Here is an 18,134-nt window from a genome sequence, read left to right on the forward strand (position 1 = left end):
AAACAGGAAATTTCATATCCTGTGCTTGACTTCTCTTTTTGAATCAGTAACATACGCACCAATTCCGCAATAGCTCAGTTGGTAGAGCAAATGACTGTTAATCATTGGGTCCCTGGTTCGAGTCCAGGTTGTGGAGCCAAATAGCAAAGCCCCTGAATCGAAAGATTCAGGGGCTTTTTTGTGGGCGCTTGAAAAGATCAGAAGATCGCAGCCTTCGGCCTACACAGATCTCATACTCCGCTGATTCTGAGGATGAACGCTGAATCTGTAGGAGCTGCCGAAGGCTGCGATCTTTTGATCTTGAAATGAAAAAGGGCCGATCTGTACAAAACAGATCGGCCCTTTTTCTATTCAGTCGCAGCCGTCAGACATGCTCGCTGCTTTTCACCTGCGCTTTCGGCGCACCGTGCCCATGATCGTGATCATCAGGCTCGATCACCGGTACTTCCTTGCCATCGCAGTCATGCAGCTTGCCGTCGCTGAAGTAATCGCCTTCACGCAGCGCCGCCAAATCGCGATAGCGCAGGGTCCGCTCTTCCGCCGCGGCAAACACCGACTGCTGATCCGAGTTGCCGGCGGTGAAGTGGTTGAAGGTCAGGTTCAGCACAATCGCCATGATCGCCGACGAACTGATGCCCGAGTGGAAAATGGTCGCAAACCAGCTCGGGAAATGATCGTAGAAGTTCGGCGCGGCGATCGGGATCATGCCGAAGCCGATCGAAGTCGCGACGATGATCAGGTTGACGTTGTTGCGGTAATCGACCTTCGACAGCGTGCGGATACCGCTCGCCGCCACGGTACCGAACAGCACGATACCGGCGCCACCCAGCACCGACGTCGGCACCGCAGCAATCACCCGGCCCATGAACGGCAGCAGGCCGAGAATCACCAGGAACACACCGCCAGTGGCCACCACATAACGGCTCTTGATCCCGGTGACCGCCACCAGCCCGACGTTCTGCGCAAAGGCGCTCTGGGTGAACGAACCGAAGATCGGCGCAAACATGCTCGACAGCATGTCCGCCCGCAGGCCATTGCCCAGGCGCTTGGAATCGACCTTGGTGCCGATGATTTCACCGACCGCCAGAATGTCCGCCGAGGTTTCCACCAGCGTCACCATGACCACGATGCACATCGACAGGATCGCGGCGAAGTGGAAGGTCGGCATGCCGAAGTGGAACGGTGTCGGGAAGCCGAACATCGGACCGATGGTGACGCTGGAGAAATCCGCCATCCCGAGGAACACCGCCAGCACCGTGCCGATCACCATGGCCAACAGGATCGACAGACGCGAGATGGTCGAACTGCCGACCTTGCTCAGCAGCAACACCAGCACCAGCGTCACCGCCGCCAGACCGATGTTCTGCATGCTGCCGAAGTCGGGCGCATGGCTGTTGCCACCCATGGCCCAGCGTGCGGCCACCGGCATCAGCGTCAGGCCGATGGTGGTGATCACGATGCCGGTCACCAGCGGCGGGAAAAACTTGGTGATGCGCGAGAACACCGGCGTGATCAGCAGGCCGATCAGGGACGCGGCAATCACCGCGCCCAGCACCGATTGGAAGCCGCCCTCCCCGCCACTGCTGACGATCGCGACCATGGTTGCCACACCGGAGAACGACACGCCCTGCACCAGCGGCAACTGACAGCCAAAAAACGGCAGACCCAGGGTTTGCAGCAGTGTCGCCAGGCCCCCCGCAAACAATGAAGCAGCAATCAACAAACCAATGTCCGCCGGCGACAGGCCGGCCGCCTGGCCGATGATCAGTGGCACCGCAACGATACCGCCATACATGGTCAGAACATGTTGCAGGCCGTAAGCCATATTCGCGCCGACCCCGAGATTTTCGTCCTCGGGCCGTTGGTGTGAAACATGGGGCGTTTTCATGTGGGGGGTTCCCTGGTTTTTGTTATGCGCACACTGTATTCAATACTCGGGACAAATGTCCATAGAGTTGTATACAACTTGTCAGTCACATAATGGATAGGTAGCCACCCGACCTTCTATCCCGCCACCGCCATCGCCCCACAAATCCGGCAACACGGCCCCTCCGCTCCTTGGTTTTTATCGCACTCGGCTGGAGTGTTGATAGCGACCAGCGGTACAGCGCTGCGCAAAAGGGCAAGCGTCGACTCCTCAGACCGGCAGAATCATCCGCCCCAGCGACTCGCGCACACCCGGCCGCTCAGGCAGACGCAGGCCAAATTCCTGCTCCAGCACCTCAATCAGTTCATCGACATCCGCCACCTCGCGCCGCTCGCTGTCGGCGCCCATGTGGTGGATCGCGAAGCTGCCGTTGTTCAGGGTGCGGCGCCAGCCCTCGCCGGTACGCGCGACCATCAGGCGCTTGGCGAACGGTGACTCGGGATGGGTCGAGACGTACCAGTTGCCGAGGGTGTAATCGATGTCCTCCTGGCGTTGCAGGTCAAACAGATACATCGCGCGCCACTCGCCGGCGACCTGGGCGCGCAGCATGTAGCCATCGGCCTGTTTTTCGATGCGATAAGGTTCGTGCGGCGTCGCCTGTTCCGCCTCGGTATCGAGCAGCAGCGGCGCGGTCGGTACCATGCCGCCGAAGCCGACATCGGTGATGTAGCGCTCGCCATCGATGATCACCAGGCTCAGGCGATGGGTGCGCGCCGTCCATGTGCCCTCGGGCTGCGCCAGCACCACGCGCCCCGAGATGCCGCGCGCCTCAAAGCCCAATTCCTGCAACAGTGCCAGAAACAGATTGTTCAGTTCGTAGCAGTAGCCGCCACGGCCACCGTGCAGGACTTTTTGCTCGACCGATGCCAGATCGATCAGTACCGGCGCGCCAGTGATTGTCGACAGATTCTCGAAGGGAAAGACCCCGGTATGACGCCACTGCAATTGCCGCAGGGTGTCCAGGGTCGGTGCCGGCGGGGTGTCGAACCCCAGGCGTTGCAGGTACAACGTCGGATTCGCCAGACGTGGCTCGCTCATTGCTCAGTCCTTTTGCATGTGGCCGCGGATCGCTGCGCCGATGGCCGACATGTATACGGGATTGCCCCCCGGGTCCGACAATTGATTTCACCAATCAACGCTACCGACGCTTGCGTGAACCGATGCGAATCCACGTCGGCGCATGGTCGCTGGCGTGGGGCTCGTTGCGCACCCAGGCATCGACCCCGGCCTCGTGCAGATACGGACTGAGCGCCGGATTGAGCAGCAGATGATCGATGCGCAGGCCGGAGTTGGTTTGCCAATGCTGGCGGAAGTAATCCCAGAACGTGTAGAGGCGATCGTCGGGATACAGGTGTCGCAGCGAGTCGGTCCAGCCCTGATCCAGCAGCCGCTGATAACACTCGCGGCTTTGCGGTTGCAGCAACGCATCCTTGAGCCACGAGCGGGTGTTGTAGATGTCCATGTCGGTGGGCACCACGTTGTAGTCACCGGCCAGCACCACTGGATGATCGCTGCTTTGCAGATCTTTGGCGTAGCGTATCAGGCGCTCGAACCAGGCCAGTTTGTAGTCGAACTTCGGCCCCGGTTGCGGATTGCCGTTGGGCAGGTACAGGCAGCCCACCAGCACACCGTGCACCGCCGCCTCCAGATAACGGCTGTGCTTGTCCTCGGGGTCGCCCGGCAGGCCGCGACGACTCTCCAGCGGCTGCGCATCGCGGGCGAGGATCGCCACGCCATTCCAGGATGCCTGTCCGTGCCAGATCGCGCCGTACCCCGCCGCTTCCAGCTCGGCGGCAGGGAACGCGCTGTCCACCGACTTGAGTTCCTGCAGGCAGGCGATGTCCGGCTGCTCGCGCTTGAGCCATTCCAACAGGTTCGGCAGCCGCGCACGCAGGCCGTTGACGTTGAAGGTGGCGATCCGCAGGTTTTTCATCGTCCAGGCTCCGGCGAACAGGGTGTGAAAATTGTGACCCTGGGCCGGCGGCGGTGGTTGCATCGGATCGGTCGGCGGCAACCGCTCGTCAGCCAATCGGCACCAACCGCGACCGGCGTCAGACCAAAGTCAGGTAACCGAACCTTTCAGGAGACGTACCATGACTACTCGCACACTCACCTCTCTGTTGCTCGCCGGTCTGCTCGCCACCGCCTCGGCTGCCAGCTTCGCGGCGAATGACACCTCCGGCACCTCCGGTACCAATCCCGACGTCAACAAGAGCACGCCGAAGCCGCCAGACAACACCCCTGGCGCGCCCGCTGGCAGTAACAGCGCGGGCAGTCCCGGTTCGGGCAACGGCACCGGCACCAACGGCGGCGCCATGGGTTCGGGCTCGGGCGCCGGTGGCGGCACCGGCGCGGCGGGCGGCGGGACTGGCGGCGCGGGCGGTGGCTCGGGCAGCTGAACAAACCGCCGTTATGGCTGGTAATCAGTGGCGAGGGCTTGCTCCCTCGTCGCACTTGGTTGCGCAAGCTCAGCGATCGTAACGCATCAACTCGGCAACTTCCGTCTCCAGCGACAACACCGCCGCGCGATTGCGCCCGGCATTTTTCGCCTGATACAGCGCCGCGTCCGCACGCTGGATAAATTCCTCCAGGCTGTCGTTGCCGCTGGGCACAAAGGAATAGCAGCCCAGACTCACCGTCAGATACCCGGTCGGCGACCCGCTGTGAGTGATGCGCTTGTCCATCACACTGCGCCGGATCTGCCCGGCAATCGCCAGCGTGCCGTTGATGTCAGTGTCCGGCAGCAGCACCGCGAACTCCTCGCCGCCGTAACGCACCGCCAGGTCAGCCTTGCGCTGGCAGCAGTTTTTCAACACCTGGGCCACCTGCGTCAGGCAATGGTCTCCCGCCACGTGGCCGTAGGCATCGTTGTAGCGTTTGAAGAAATCGATATCGAGCATGATCAGCCCGACCGGACTCGACTGCCGTGCGCCCCGGGCAAATTCGATCTCCAGCGAACGCTCGAACAGTCGCCGGTTCGCCAGCCCCGTCAGGCTGTCGTGGGTGGCGGTCTGCTCCAGCGCCCGTTGCGCCTTGCGCAGGTTCTTCTCGATGCGCTCGCCGTCGCGCACTTGATGAATGAACACCCAGCCGAACAAACCGACGCCAAGAATCACCAGTGCAACGATCACGCTGGACTGAAAGGCGCGCTCATACCAACCCTTGAGAATCGCGTCGCGCGATGACCCCGCCGCGACCACCAGCGGATACGTCCCCAACTGCCGGTAGCCGTACAAGCGCACCACGCCGTCGACCACCGACTTGATCATCGCGGTACCGGCCGGCGCTTCGGGCAGCAGCTTCTGATAAATCTTGCCCCGCGCCAGCGACGAACCGATCAGGCTTTCGTCGAACGGCCGCCGCGCCAGCACGGTGCCGTCCTTGAGCCCGAGAAACATGATGCCGTTGTCATCAAGGCTGAAGCTTTTGAAGAAGCGGTCGAAGTACGCCATCTTGATCCCGGCCATCAACACGCCCTGAAAATTGCCGGCGCGGTCGTTGATGCGTTTCGAGATCGGAATGATCCATTCGCCATTTTCGCGGCTGCGAATCGCCCGGCCGATGTGCGCCACGCTGGAAACATTCTGCTGGTGAAACTGGAAGTACTCGCGGTCGGCCACTCCGTTGCCATGGGGCAGGTCCGGGAACGAAGTAATCACCCACTGCCCTTCGCGGTCGAACAGGAACATGCCGTGCAACTGCTCCAGTTGCTGCACCCGGCGCGCGAAGGTTTGTTGCAGGCGCGGCCGTTGCGCGGCGCCGTATCCGTCGTCCTCGACCCAGTCGGCGAGGCTGGTGAGCACCAGGTCGGCGGCCAGAAACGTGTCTTCGGCCTGCTGCGCCATGGCCCGGGTCAGGTTGGTGGAAGCGATCTGCGCGTTCGCCAGGTCCTGACGTCGCGTCTGCTCCAGTTGCAAATAGAGCAGGCCAGACAGGCAGAGGCACACCGCAACGATGAACAACGCTGCCGCTTTGCGCAGCGGCAGGCGTTTGAGCGTGCCGGGGGTCTGATGCGGGTCGTGAATGGGGATTGGCAAAAACGTGTCCTGGGCAGGTACGACAAGGGGCCGCAGCCCGAAACCCTTACTTTTCGTGAGCGTAGCCCACCGGGGTACGCACGGCAAACCCGCAACGCCAACACACACCCGCCCCGCTGTATCGGCGCGCGCGAGATTTGGATGAACGCTGCGCGTCGATTTATTTTCACACCACGTTCTGCGCGCAATCAGCGCCGATAGGCCAGGCGACGCATCGTGCTCTGCGGCTATCGGGGTTTGTTGATTTCCCGCAGCAGGTCCGCGACCGGGAGGTTCATGGTGTTTGAGTAGTAGGGTTTGTAGCCGTACGCGGTGACGACGACTTTGCAGGGGATTTGTTGTTTATTGGCGAGGAGGTGGTTCAGCTCTGTCACTGACAGATTTCTTTCAGAACTTCGGTTGCTGGAAGTTTCACTCAGGAATGCGCGGGTGAGGTAGGAATACCTTGCCTTGTTGTTTTCATTTTTTTCCGACCGTATCAAACCGGATGCGGAAAACTGTATGGCTTTGCCGACTGAGAAATCTTGATCATCCGCCAAGGCGCAATGAAGCATGCCCGAAATCATCCCGACTCGCTCTCCGCGATCAAAAAGATCCAACACATCAACGTCCGACTGATACCGGATGACGTATAGCAGCGACTTTTCTCTTTCCACAGATTCGAAGCTCAGGTTTGCGGGAGGCTTTGTGTGGTCTTTCGCACAACCTGAGCAAATAACGAGCAAGCAACAAATGAGCACCCTGTACATCATGGAAAATCCTTCATGATTGAGTCGAAAAGCATATCGGCTGCCGATTTGCTCCCCGCGATACGGGCAGTAAACAACCCCAATGCATTTGCATGATTAGTGTCTACATTGACGTTCAATGAAGGGCCACAGGAGATAAGCCACTTTTCACCAAAATCAGCGACCCCATCTGACGAATCTCTTTTAGTTGGCATCGCTTTGATATTGATCCAGTCGGCAGCAATTGGATCGGGGCGTTCGCGATAAATATCCGACCCCAACCAAACCAGAGCCCCTTCACCCACGGGATCAAGGGTAATCAGCATCTGAATCCTGTAACCCCATTCCGACATGATCTTTGTCAGATGCGCACCGTTCCACCCACCGAGGCTATGACCCACGATATAGACAGGACAGCTCTTGTAGGGGATCAGACTCAAGACATGTCGCTGAATATCCTGTTTTCCTCTGACTTCGTTATAGCCCAGCCACTCAGACTTATATTTACCCTCCTTTGCCAAGCTTGTCGTGCGCTCATCAAAGTCCTTCCGTGCCTCTTGGATGTTTCCATAAGGCCCCGAAAAATAATAACTTTCCTTATCCCCGGCACCGCCGACGAAAACAACAATCGCCTTGGTACTCTCCACCGGCACCTGCTTGTCACTGACATCCTTTTTGTCCGTCAGCGCATGTTCCTTGTGCAGTTTGTAATTATTGCCTTTCGCGCACGTTACTGTTTCAGCCGCCATGCCTCACTCCTCCAAAAACAGCTTGATGGTTTCAGGAAGGTGCGAGCTGACTTGGTGGGTGAATCCGTTAGCGTCAGACACCCCATGCTCCAGACGCCCGTCTTCGCGCTGGATCACGTAGGGATGATTGATCATCGGCTCACCGGTCACGTCATTGACCAGTTTCAACTTGTCAGTGAAATGCACCGGCATCGGCAGCAAACCACTGAAAGGCGCCGCTGTTACTGTGTCACCGATGATGACCGTGCCTGACCCACCAATGACCACATTGCCGTGCCCCCCGGTGCTGTCCAGGGTCGCGGCGTTTAAGCCATTGATAAACACCGTTGAGGAAACGCCGCCAGTAATCGGGCTACCGCACGCTGATTTATCAGTCAGTCGCGCAGCTGCCAATCCGTCGAAATTTACATTCGGCGAGCCACTGGCAATCGGATTGGTGCCATGTCCCGGGAGTGGGCAGGCGGTTGGGTCGGTGACGCGGGCGGCGGGTTTTCCGCTCATGAACAGCTCCTTGCAGTGTTGCGGGTCATCCTTTTTGGGGGCGCAAGCATGCGTGAATTTTCCGGGTGCTTCAAACCTTCAGGCAAAAAAAGAGCGCCCGCTCGGGCGCCCTTTCCTGATCGTGAAACCGCTCACATCAACGCGACGGCGGCACTCGAATATCCCCCGCCCGGCACTGGGTCTTCACACCCTTACCGCACGCGCCGAATTGCAGATCCTTGCCCATGCACACCCGCACTTCCGAGAGTTCCGGGCCGCTGCAGATCACCGCGATGCCATTGGCCGGGATCCCCGGGTTGGCCTTGCGGAACAGATCGGAAATTTCCTGGGCCTCGAAGTAGTACGAACTGCTGAGCGGCTGCAACTCCTGGGGGATTTTCACCGCGCCGACGGCTTTGTCCGCTTCGTCCAGATAGCCCATCGCGCCCAGGCCACTGCAGGTGCCGTGCTTGGACCATTCGTGATCAAGCAGTTTCTTGGTCGGAAACAGCGTCAGGCCCTTGGTCGTTTCCGCCGCCGACAACGTGGTCAGCGGTGGGCAGGATTCCGGCCAGCCACCATTGGCGTATTGCGGCCACAAACCGTGCAGCACGAAGCCGTAGCCCTTGCCGGAACATTGCACGTCATCTTTGTGGGTGAGGCAGAAGGTCGGCGACCAGGACAGCGTCAGCAGGTAGTAGTCGAACTGCCCCGCCACCGCTTCCGTTTGCACTTTGCTGGCGTTCGACTGACGCGCCGAACTCAGGCCGATGCTACCGGCCGTCAGCGCAATCACTGCCAAAATTGTAAACAGCTTTTTCATGTACCCGCTCCTTGGGACGCCTGCGTCCGTGGTTTTCGATCATGGCCAGACTTGGCCAGCGCTGATTTCGCCATGCTTGTGTTGCAAGCGCATGACGCAAGGCAAGGCCGCACGCCGTTGAAAGGTCTACGATTAACAGGCAGACATCAAACCAAGGGATCCGAAATGAGTAAAGCAGACGAACTCGCCGCCAAACTCAAGCAAACCCGGCACACCCATGCGGATGCCGCGCTGGAGATCGATTGCTGGCCGGCGCAGGTCTACGATCTGTACCACCGCATCGAGGGCTGGCTGCAGCCAGTCACTGAGGTCGGCCTGAAAATCCGCCGCAATCCGACCCACGTTTGCGAACGCTCACCCGATGGCGAGAGCCACGATTACGCGATCGATCAACTGCTGATCGAAGCAAACGACAAAAAACTTATATTTGATCCCATCGCCCGGTTTACCGAGGACGGCGCCGGCCGCGTGCGGATCACCCTGCCGGAGCGCAACACCTATCTGCTGCGCACCGTCGATGAACACCACGAAAGCCATTGGTGGCTGCAAACGGTGGAAACCGGGCAGGAACTGGATGCGATTGCGCTGACCGAGAACAATCTGTTGCAGGTGGTGCAGGAAGGCCTCGGCCTGTAACAGCGAGCTACCCATAGGGATCAGCGCCGAGAACGTGGTTAACTTCTCGCTCCGATCCCTTTGAAGCCCGACAGACATGCCCATGAATAAAACTCCGTTCCTGCTCGGTTCATTGCTGGCGCTGACCCTGAATGCTCAGGCCGCAGAACAACCCTCGCACCTCGACACCGTCCAGCAACAAGGCCGACTGCGCGTCTGCACCACCGGCGACTACAAGCCCTACACCTTCAAGCGCCCCGACGGCGATTTCGAAGGCATCGACATCGCTATGGCGCGTTCGCTGGCCGACAGCCTCGGGGTCAAGGTCGAGTGGGTGCAGACCACCTGGAAAACCCTGATGCCGGACATGCAGGCCGGCAAGTGCGACATCGGCATGGGCGGCATTTCGGTGACGCTCGAACGGCAGAAAAAAGCCTACTTCAGCCATACCCTCGACAGCGACGGCAAGATCCCGCTGGTGCGCTGCGCCGATCAAGCCAAGTACCAGACCGTCGAGCAGATCAACCAGCCCAACGTGCGCCTGGTTGAACCTGCGGGTGGCACCAACGAAGCCTTCGTCCACGCCTTCCTGCCCAAGGCGCAACTGGCCCTGCACGACAACGTGACGATCTTCCAGCAACTGCTCGACAACAAGGCCGACGTGATGATCACCGACGCCTCGGAAGCGTTGTATCAGCAGAAGCTCAAACCGGGGCTGTGCGCGGTGAATCCGCATCAATACATGCAGTACGGCGAAAAGGCTTACCTGCTGCCGCGCGATGACATCAGCTGGAAGCTGTACGTCGATCAGTGGCTGCATCTGAGCAAAGTCACCGGCACTTATCAGAAGGTTATTGGTGAGTGGCTGGCTGTACCGCAGTAACCCTCCAGGCACAAAAAAGGCGCCCGACATGGGCGCCTGTTTAGTACCTGACACTGAACCCGCGGAAAACCTGTGGCGAGGGAGCTTGCTCCCGCTGGACTGCGCAGCAGGCCTTCTTTTATGGGGCCGCTTCGCGACCCAGCGGGAGCAAGCTCCCTCGCCACAGGTTCAATGTCAGCCTTGATCTCTATCAGTCGTCGTGCAACATCCCGGAACTGTACTGATTCAAGCTGCTGCCAATACTGTTGCCGCCGAACTTGAGGGTCGTCGCATTACTGCGCCCCTCCGGCGACTGGCAATCAGCAGAAAAGCAACTGGTAGTGGTCAAGCCACCGGCGCCCGAACAGGCACTCAACACCGAGACAGCTGCAGCGATCAACAGCACTTTGACGACATTGGTGCGCATGGTACGGCTCCCCTTGGGATGATCTTGTGCAAGCATCCTAGGCCTTCGCCGCACCAGGCAAGATGAAACCTGCCTGACCGACAGCAGCGGTTCAGCTCCGGCGAAACGCTGCCCCCATCAAACCGCCCGCCACGCCTCCCCAGGAATCTGCGCGATCGACTCAAACGCCGGTTTGGCGAACCAAAAGCCCTGCATCAGATAAATCCCGCAGTCCGCGAGAAAATCGCGCTCATCCGGGTGCTCGATGCCCTCGGCAATCACCTCGACACCCAACTCGGTGCACATGCCCACCACACCACGCACAATCGCCTGACGCACCCGGTCGCGGTGGATATCGCGAATCAGCGCCATGTCCAGTTTGATCAGGTCCGGCTGAAAGTCCGCCAGCAGATTCAACCCGGAATATCCCGCACCAAAATCATCGATGGCAGTCTTGAAACCAAACTCTCGGTACTCGCGGAGGATGTTCATCAGGTGCTTGTTGCTTTCGACGTGCTCGCCTTCCACCGCTTCGAAAATCAGCCTATCAAGCGGGAACGCATGCGTTCGCGCCGCCTCGAGCGTACTGCGAATGCACATCTCCGGGCGATATACCGCATTGGGCAAGAAGTTGATCGAGAGAAAATCGGTGATCCCCACCTGCGCCGCCGTGGCAATCGCCCGCACGCGGCACAGTTGATCGAAGCGATAGCGGTTCTGGTCGTCGACCTGCTGCAACACCGACAACGCACCCTCGCCCTGCACGCCCCGGACCAGCGCCTCATGGGCAAATGTCGATTGATCACGCACATCCACAATCGGCTGGAACGCGAAGGAAAACGCCATGTCGGCGTCGCCTTGCTGCGGGCACCCGTGGCACCCCCCGCTGGGCTGAGGGGAAACTGGAATTTTGGTCATGACGCCCCCTGAGCGCGGGTTGCTGCCTTCCATGGCCCAGAATATAACTGCACGGACCGGATGGCTGCCGCTCGGCGGCCCCCGCATATACAGGCTGACCGATCAAGTCTGCCCAAGTTCATTGCGAAATGCCATCAGGTGCGGAAATGCGCCGTCATGCGCCGCAGGTCCTGCCCCAGCGACGCCAGCTCAATGGTCGCGGCAGCACTTTCTTCACTGGCGACGGCCGACTGATCCGCCACATCGCGCACACTGACGATGCTGCGATTGATCTCATCGGCGACCGCACTTTGCTGCTCAGCGGCGGCGGAAATCTGCAGGCTCATTTGCTGAATGGTGCCGATCGAATGGTTGATCTCGGTAATCGCCTGCTCGGCTTTCTGCGCCAGCACCACGGTGTCCAGCGTGCGCTCGCGGCTGGATGTCATCAATGTCGAGGCCGCTTGCGTGCCCTGTTGCAAGGTGACGATCAGCGCTTCGATTTCCTTGGTCGAGTCCTGCGTGCGCTGGGCCAGCGAGCGCACTTCATCGGCCACCACCGCAAAACCACGCCCCTGCTCCCCCGCCCGCGCCGCTTCGATCGCCGCGTTCAGCGCCAGCAGGTTGGTCTGCTCAGCCACTGCCTTGATCACATCGATGACCTTGCCGATCTGCTCACTGTCCTGGGACAGCACGTTCATCGCCGCACCCAATTCCTCGATCGCCACCGACAGTTCGCTGATCTGCACGGTGGCCTGCTTGACCACCGCACTGCCATGCCGTGCCTGCTGGTCGGCCAGTGTCGCGGCGGCGGACGCGTCCGTGGTGTTGCGCGCCACCTCCTGCACCGTCGAGGCCATTTCGTGCATCGCCGTGGCGACCTGATCCACCTCGACTTTCTGCTGGCGCACGCCGGCGCTGGTCTGCTCGCTCATCGCCGAGAGCTTCTCGGCCGACGTCGAAATATGCGTCACGCCATTACCGATCCCCTGCACCAGGGTGTTCAAGCTTTGCGCCATGTCCTGCATCGCGTTCTGCAGATCGCCCAACTCATCCTTGCGGCTGGATTTGGCGTGTACCGTCAGATCGCCCTTGGCAATCCGTCGCGCCAGTTCCACCGTCAGCGCCAGCGGCCCGGTGATCTGCCGCGAGATCAACACCGACGCCACCAGCCCCACTACCAGTGCCAACAGCGTCAACAGCGCAATCTGAATAAACGCCCGATGTTGATCATCCCGCGCCAGACGCTGCTGAGTGTCCATCAGGCCGGTCATGATGCTGTCCATCGCCTGGCTCTGTTGATCCACCTGCTGGCGCAGACTCTGCTTCTGCTCGAACAGAGCCGCCACCTGCACCAACACCTCTCGATAACGACGGATACCGGCCTGCGCCTCATCCAGCTGACTCGACAGGGCCGCTGGCAAACCGCGTTGCGCCTTGCTCATGTCGCTGAGGAACGCATCGGTGGTGTCCAGCAGCACCTTTTTGTTGGCCTCGCTTGGCACCGCGATATACCGCCGCAACATCAGACGAAACATGGTCATGCCGTTGCGCAAATCCGCCACCGTGCGCAAGTCCGCTACACGCGCGGCATCGGCCGACGCCAGCGCACTGGCGGTGGTGCTCTCGAACATGCGGGTGAACGTCTCGGCGTACTTGTCCGACATCGCCCCCAGCGGTTTCAGCGCATCGGTGGTCGCCTTGTCGGCCTCGATCAAGCGTTTGACCTGCTTGTCGTAGGCCAGCGTGGTGTCCTGCAACTGCTTCAACGCCTGCTGGTTTTCCGCCCGCGTCAGAGTCTGCAACGCTTTGGTAATCAGCCCCTGCAACACATTCAACTGCGACTGATAAGACTCGGCAAACGCCGCATCCGCTGCCGCTTCGTACTGCTTCTCCGACAGCCGCATGTCCTGCGACGCGTCGTTGAGCGTGCCGATCAAGCGCGTGGTGTCCAGGCGATCCACCAGCACATTGCTGCTGCTATAGCCAATGAAGGCCACCGCCACCATCGCCACAATCAGAACGCCAAAACCGGCCCCCAACTTTCGGGACACCTTGATGTTGCCCAGGAAACTCGATGCTTCTGCCATGTTCAGCCTCTAACGCCCTGACGCCGTTCAACGCCAGGCACAAAAAAATTCATCTAAGGCAACCGAGGTTGCCGCGCATATTCGGGGGGCGTCGTCCTGAACAAGTGGCGGACAGCTCCAACTGTCCCGGCTGCAACAGGCTGATGCGAAAAACCGTATCGACGGCGCAGGCATCAGCGGAAAAATCCAGGTTTCATGCTGGATTTATCGTTTCAGCAAAGGTGTTGGAGCAGATGCTATAAACTTTGTGAAAAGTTGTACAACTTTATATTTTTGTACAAGCGGTGAACTTTTTCGCGCGCGTGATGACGCATTGCCATCATTTTTTGTGGCACATCGCTACTCGTGGCGAAAGCCTTGAAAAACCGCCGTATTGAGCGGTTGCTTCGAGAATCGATACAGCGCCCTCCGCAACCACGACCTGGCCGCTCGCCACGGAGGGCAACGGTCTACGCCTTGAGCTCGACGTTATCCAACGCCTGATTCACCGCCAACTCCCCCAACATCACCACCTGCGCAATGCCCAGCAGCGTCTTGCGGTGCGGGACATCCAGCAACGCGGCGAAATCGTTGAGCATGGTGGTGGCGGAACCCAGGGACTCACTGGCGTTGGCGAGCAGGGATTCAGTGTCGTAGGCCGGGTTGGCGAGGAACATCGGTTTGGATTGATCACCGCAGGCCATGATCTGGCTGGCTGGCGTGAGGTAGTGATCGAGAGCGCGCTCGGCGGCTTCGTGGAGTTTTCGGGAATCGAGGGATTCGTAGGGGGATGCGGGGTCGGTTTCTGGGGGGTTGGGCGTTACTTTGAACATAGATGGAACCTCTAGCGCGAATACTAAAAGGAGCCATCACCCTCGCTACCAAACGATAGGTGGCGGCCATACGCGGGTTGGTAGACCGGTCGCACTAGAACCCGGCGCCCACGAATGAGCCCCACGCATGACCACCATGAAAGCGGAGCCCCGAGAAAGGACTGCACACGGTGACGCCATGAGTCTAGAAACGAAGCGGGCTACCAAACCCGATCACTGGTTTGCAGTGACACAGGGACGATAGAACCCGCGAGCTAGACGCACAAGCCGGCGGATTCTGTCTTAGGTGTAGGGGATGGTGCAAGGTTGTGTAGGAGCGGGACTGCAAAAACATGCCTCATTTAAACAGCGCGTTTTTCTGCTCGCGAAGGTTCTAAGAGCAAGTTAATTGACGAGATACGGTCAGCGCAAAGAGCAATGTGGCGCTAATTCAAGCGCCGTCCGTCGTTCCGATGATGGATTGGAGCGACTAAATCTAAACAACTCTAAAATCAAGGCCTGCAGCTGCCTCCAGGTTTACCCGTACCAGTTATGTACCAACCAGCATTGATACAAGGTGCGTTGGGGATAACCGCCCTGCTATCCTTCGGAAAATTTCGAAGGGAGTCGACGTCTTGCCCAATTGCCATTCCACCTTCTGTTTACCCCTAAACCTATCAAAATTCGCTTACTCTCGACTTAGCTCTAGTCGATCTCCTCTTTTCCTAAGCCTGCGAAAGTATCGAAAGCCCTCTCTAATGACAACTACCGACTTTAAGCAGTTGGTTGCAGGCTATTTTATTTACATCCTGACTCAAATCCTCGATCATTCTAACATTCCAACTATCAACAACAAATAAAGGGCTTAGACATGAAAATAGAAAAACCTAAATCAGCCACAACTTCACGACTTGTTTCAAAATCAGCCATCACGACTGACGATCTTTGGAAAAGCGACCCGCAGACAATTCGAAACTTCCTAGATGTAAGGCATGAGTTTGAGCAACTGTGCGCAGAGGTAGAGTATATCCTCAGAAAAAGAATCTCTCAGAGCGAAATACAAACTTCTTTCATAGGCTCAAGAGCAAAGACACTGAATAGTTTCGTAGAGAAACAACAACGCAAAAACTACGATAACCCACTTACTGACGTTACTGACTTGGCAGGGGTGCGAGTCGTCTGTCTCTACAGCGCGGACTTATTAGAAATTGAAAAAATAATACGTACTGAATTCACCATTATTGAAGAAATAAACAAGTTAGCCGAATTTGACCCCAACCAATTTGGCTATAGAGCTACACATTTTATTGTCAAGCTGGGAAAAACATCGTCCGGCGCAAGGTACGACGACCTTAAAAATTTCGTTTGTGAAATTCAAATCCGGACTGTAGTCCAAGATGCATGGGCAATCATCCAACATCACATGGCGTACAAAAAAGAATCTCAGATACCACCTAAGCTTCATCGAAAACTTAATAGCCTAGCCGCGCTATTTGAAACAGTAGATGATCAATTTGAATTAATAAGAAACCAGCGCGACACTTACCTATCTTCCGTCCGCGAGATCCTAAACGAGCCAAATGGACTTCTTGACACCGAAATAAATATGGACAGCCTTATAGAGTATTTGAAGTGGACATTTCCAGACCAGGATCCAGGGAAGCATGGCGTCAACGTAGTTCTAGACGCACTCAAGTCGCTAAACTACAAAAAACTTGATGATGTTGACAAACTACTTAAACGAACTGAAACTCAAAGAATCAAAGTACTAGAAGACTTTGGAGAATTACTTACAAGAGACGTACACGGAAACCCCCAATCCAATATACAAATTGCAATTGCGCTTGCAATAACTAGCGAAGCGGGTCAAAAATCGATTCCCTGGGGAACATCATGGTTGGAAATAATCAAAAAACACCAACAATTTAAATAGCTCCTTAGTTCCATAAAAATTACTATTCGTTAAACCGCCTTTTGGGCGGTTTTTTACGTAGTGAGCTAATATGTCCATGAAGATAGCCTCCCAAGCAGATAACGAGGGTTCGATTACCTTCACCCGCTCTACTATTTTCAAGGCTTCCAGCGGTATCGAGGTAGCATCAGGCGAGACTGGTGACAGTTATGGTGACAGTCACACGATTTGCGTGGTAGCGCCGGTCAGCATCCCTCCCCTAGCAATGCCCCCGTTTTCAGTTGACCCATGGGAAAAAGGTAATTTTGGTAATGTCATTTTTGATCGTCCTGAAAGCTCAATGAAATCAAGTAGTTAAAGCCTTTCTTCAAAGGTAATAATTGAGTAATAGGTAGGTTAGAAAATTACCTACTCGCTCAGTAATTCCAACTCCAAACAAAACCCAATAAAATCAGGCACTTGGTAAAATATTACCTCCAGCCTTACTGAATATTACCTTGCAAGGTAATAAGTGAAAGCCGCGTCCTGTAACGGTTCCAAGCCATTTCTCATCCACGCTTACCAAAATTACCCTTTCCCCACCCTCGACCCGAAATCGGTCCTCTCTTTCTCTTGCTATGCTTCCAAATCTCGGACTGAGAGAATCCTTACCCTCGTCATCTACCAATTCTGTTAGATCTACCGGAGCACACATGAACGATTTTAGCGAGAGAGTTGCGGCGAGCATCGGGCGTCACTTTGTGATGCTGTCTTGTCTAAAAAGCTCTTCTTCATCCGAGAAGGCAGAAGTCTTGATCTTTTCTGGCTTTGTCGTGGATGTGTTAGGCGAATGGTTCTACGTAACGGCAGGCCACGTACCAAAAGGAATAGGAAGCATGATTGAGGATGGCTATACCTTCGACACGTGGCGACTGAACGATCAAGCAGCAGGAAAACAGTTCGAAGAGGCTGCCATACCATTCGATTTCCAGTTTGAACACTGGTGCGTCGTCGAAGATGCATCCGTCGGTCTTGACTATGCAGCGGTGCCTCTGGGCGGGCTATATCGCCAACAACTGGAAGTCGGTGGCGTCGTACCTTTCACAAAGGAGGCATGGGGGGACTACATTGCTGATCACGACTACTGGACCATCGTAGGCGTTCCATCGGAGTCGATTTCTGAGAATGCCAGTAAGATCACAGCCCAAGTTGTGATAATTCCACTTTCACCGGCGAATCCTCCACGGGACGTAGGACAGAAAGCTGAAAATCAATTTTATGCAAAACTTATGGACGGATCAGAAGAGGTTGTTAACAACATCTCGGGTATGAGCGGTGGGCCAATAATATCGCTGCGGGAGGTTGACAGCGTTTGGAAGTACAAGGTCATCGGGATCCAGAGTGGTTGGTATTCCGATAGCCGAATTCTAGCGGCCTGTCCTTTCTCCTCCTTCGCCGAAGCTCTCGAAAGAGCCGTAGAAGAGGCAATAGCTGAACAAACACGCACACACTGACAGCATATTCCAGCCAGGTCTCTACTGCTCGCTACTGATCATTTTTGAAATGCTCCTATCGCCCTGGAAGCCATATGAATCGCAGGTCTCAGGCGCGTCGAGCCACCTCAAAAAGGGCGTTCAAGACGGACGTAGCGTGAGCCTTTTAAAAAATGAAAAACTCATTGAGATGACAGTTTTCAGTCGTCCCCCTTACACAACGGGGGGGTTGGCGATCGGCCTCCCACCTGGAGCGTTTTGAACGTCGCGCGAAACCGCTGCATTTATTGTCAAAACCTTTCACCTCGTGAAATTACCAAACCTCTCGCAGCCACCGCAGCGGGC

At 57.1% G+C, this 18,134-nt stretch carries 18 protein-coding genes and 1 tRNA gene; 7 read left to right on the forward strand and 12 right to left on the reverse strand.

All coding sequences use genetic code 11. From position 1 onward, the window contains the following. The first annotated feature begins 63 nt into the window (after window positions 1-63). Window positions 64-139 (forward strand) — tRNA-Asn (locus J5M57_RS02680). Window positions 140-364: 225 nt separating this feature from the next. Here the strand turns inward: J5M57_RS02680 and J5M57_RS02685 are convergent. The 3 genes from J5M57_RS02685 to xth all read right to left on the reverse strand — a co-directional run bounded on the left by J5M57_RS02685 (window position 365) and on the right by xth (window position 3,860). Further along, window positions 365-1,888, reverse strand: a complete 1,524-nt coding sequence (locus J5M57_RS02685; RefSeq protein ID WP_207848797.1) for a nucleobase:cation symporter-2 family protein — start codon at window positions 1,886-1,888, stop codon at window positions 365-367. Window positions 1,889-2,137: 249 nt separating this feature from the next. Then, window positions 2,138-2,965, reverse strand: coding sequence for an arylamine N-acetyltransferase (locus J5M57_RS02690; protein WP_207848796.1), 828 nt, complete (start codon window positions 2,963-2,965; stop codon window positions 2,138-2,140). A gap of 100 nt (window positions 2,966-3,065) precedes the next feature. Then, window positions 3,066-3,860 (reverse strand): exodeoxyribonuclease III, encoded by a 795-nt coding sequence (gene xth / locus J5M57_RS02695; protein ID WP_064588373.1) that lies wholly within the window; start codon window positions 3,858-3,860, stop codon window positions 3,066-3,068. A gap of 160 nt (window positions 3,861-4,020) precedes the next feature. Here xth and J5M57_RS02700 point away from each other — a divergent pair, with 160 nt between their 5' ends. Further along, window positions 4,021-4,326: a hypothetical protein gene (locus J5M57_RS02700; protein WP_169843640.1), complete on the forward strand. Its 306-nt coding sequence runs from the start codon at window positions 4,021-4,023 to the stop codon at window positions 4,324-4,326. Window positions 4,327-4,395: 69 nt separating this feature from the next. Here J5M57_RS02700 and J5M57_RS02705 read toward each other — a convergent pair whose 3' ends face one another. The 5 genes from J5M57_RS02705 to J5M57_RS02725 all read right to left on the reverse strand — a co-directional run bounded on the left by J5M57_RS02705 (window position 4,396) and on the right by J5M57_RS02725 (window position 8,744). Beyond that, on the reverse strand, window positions 4,396-5,964 hold the full coding sequence (locus J5M57_RS02705) for a sensor domain-containing diguanylate cyclase (protein ID WP_207848795.1): 1,569 nt from the start codon (window positions 5,962-5,964) through the stop codon (window positions 4,396-4,398). A 227-nt stretch (window positions 5,965-6,191) separates the two neighbouring features. After that, window positions 6,192-6,716 (reverse strand): hypothetical protein, encoded by a 525-nt coding sequence (locus J5M57_RS02710; RefSeq protein WP_207848794.1) that lies wholly within the window; start codon window positions 6,714-6,716, stop codon window positions 6,192-6,194. Beyond that, entirely contained in the window at window positions 6,713-7,441 is a 729-nt protein-coding gene (locus tag J5M57_RS02715) for an alpha/beta hydrolase (RefSeq protein ID WP_207848793.1), read from the reverse strand. The genes J5M57_RS02710 and J5M57_RS02715 overlap by 4 nt, the downstream gene beginning before the upstream one ends. Before the next feature lie 3 nt (window positions 7,442-7,444). Then, a complete protein-coding gene (locus J5M57_RS02720; protein ID WP_207848792.1) occupies window positions 7,445-7,942 on the reverse strand; it encodes a PAAR domain-containing protein in 498 nt (165 codons plus the stop codon). Window positions 7,943-8,078: 136 nt separating this feature from the next. Further along, a complete protein-coding gene (locus tag J5M57_RS02725; protein WP_064588379.1) occupies window positions 8,079-8,744 on the reverse strand; it encodes a ribonuclease T2 in 666 nt (221 codons plus the stop codon). A gap of 165 nt (window positions 8,745-8,909) precedes the next feature. Between J5M57_RS02725 and J5M57_RS02730 the strand changes: the two genes are divergently transcribed. Both J5M57_RS02730 and J5M57_RS02735 read left to right on the forward strand, forming a co-directional pair. Then, window positions 8,910-9,380, forward strand: coding sequence for a hypothetical protein (locus J5M57_RS02730; RefSeq protein ID WP_207848791.1), 471 nt, complete (start codon window positions 8,910-8,912; stop codon window positions 9,378-9,380). A 76-nt stretch (window positions 9,381-9,456) separates the two neighbouring features. Continuing rightward, entirely contained in the window at window positions 9,457-10,242 is a 786-nt protein-coding gene (locus tag J5M57_RS02735) for a transporter substrate-binding domain-containing protein (protein WP_207848790.1), read from the forward strand. Window positions 10,243-10,432: 190 nt separating this feature from the next. Here J5M57_RS02735 and J5M57_RS02740 read toward each other — a convergent pair whose 3' ends face one another. The 4 genes from J5M57_RS02740 to J5M57_RS02755 all read right to left on the reverse strand — a co-directional run bounded on the left by J5M57_RS02740 (window position 10,433) and on the right by J5M57_RS02755 (window position 14,426). After that, a complete protein-coding gene (locus J5M57_RS02740; protein ID WP_064588382.1) occupies window positions 10,433-10,648 on the reverse strand; it encodes a hypothetical protein in 216 nt (71 codons plus the stop codon). 117 nt (window positions 10,649-10,765) lie between these two features. After that, window positions 10,766-11,473: an EAL domain-containing protein gene (locus tag J5M57_RS02745; protein ID WP_243435181.1), complete on the reverse strand. Its 708-nt coding sequence runs from the start codon at window positions 11,471-11,473 to the stop codon at window positions 10,766-10,768. A 206-nt stretch (window positions 11,474-11,679) separates the two neighbouring features. Continuing rightward, a complete protein-coding gene (locus J5M57_RS02750) occupies window positions 11,680-13,614 on the reverse strand; it encodes a methyl-accepting chemotaxis protein (protein ID WP_207848788.1) in 1,935 nt (644 codons plus the stop codon). A 449-nt stretch (window positions 13,615-14,063) separates the two neighbouring features. Further along, window positions 14,064-14,426 carry a DUF6124 family protein gene (locus tag J5M57_RS02755; protein WP_083368448.1) on the reverse strand — a complete coding sequence of 121 codons (363 nt, stop codon included), beginning with the start codon at window positions 14,424-14,426 and terminating at the stop codon, window positions 14,064-14,066. An 850-nt stretch (window positions 14,427-15,276) separates the two neighbouring features. On the opposite strand from J5M57_RS02755, the gene J5M57_RS02760 reads away from it, so the two are divergent. From J5M57_RS02760 to J5M57_RS02770, 3 genes are all read left to right on the forward strand, one after another. Beyond that, window positions 15,277-16,338 carry a hypothetical protein gene (locus tag J5M57_RS02760; protein ID WP_207848787.1) on the forward strand — a complete coding sequence of 354 codons (1,062 nt, stop codon included), beginning with the start codon at window positions 15,277-15,279 and terminating at the stop codon, window positions 16,336-16,338. A 70-nt stretch (window positions 16,339-16,408) separates the two neighbouring features. After that, complete coding sequence (locus tag J5M57_RS02765) at window positions 16,409-16,675, forward strand: hypothetical protein (RefSeq protein WP_207848786.1); 267 nt, start codon at window positions 16,409-16,411, stop codon at window positions 16,673-16,675. Window positions 16,676-17,009: 334 nt separating this feature from the next. After that, the gene (locus tag J5M57_RS02770) at window positions 17,010-17,810 is read left to right on the forward strand and encodes a hypothetical protein (protein WP_207848785.1); all 801 of its coding nucleotides are present in this window, start codon (window positions 17,010-17,012) and stop codon (window positions 17,808-17,810) included. Window positions 17,811-18,134 lie beyond the last annotated feature (324 nt).

The sequence above is a fragment of the Pseudomonas sp. 86_A genome (assembly GCF_017491705.1).
Taxonomy (GTDB): Bacteria; Pseudomonadota; Gammaproteobacteria; order Pseudomonadales; family Pseudomonadaceae; genus Aquipseudomonas; species Aquipseudomonas koreensis.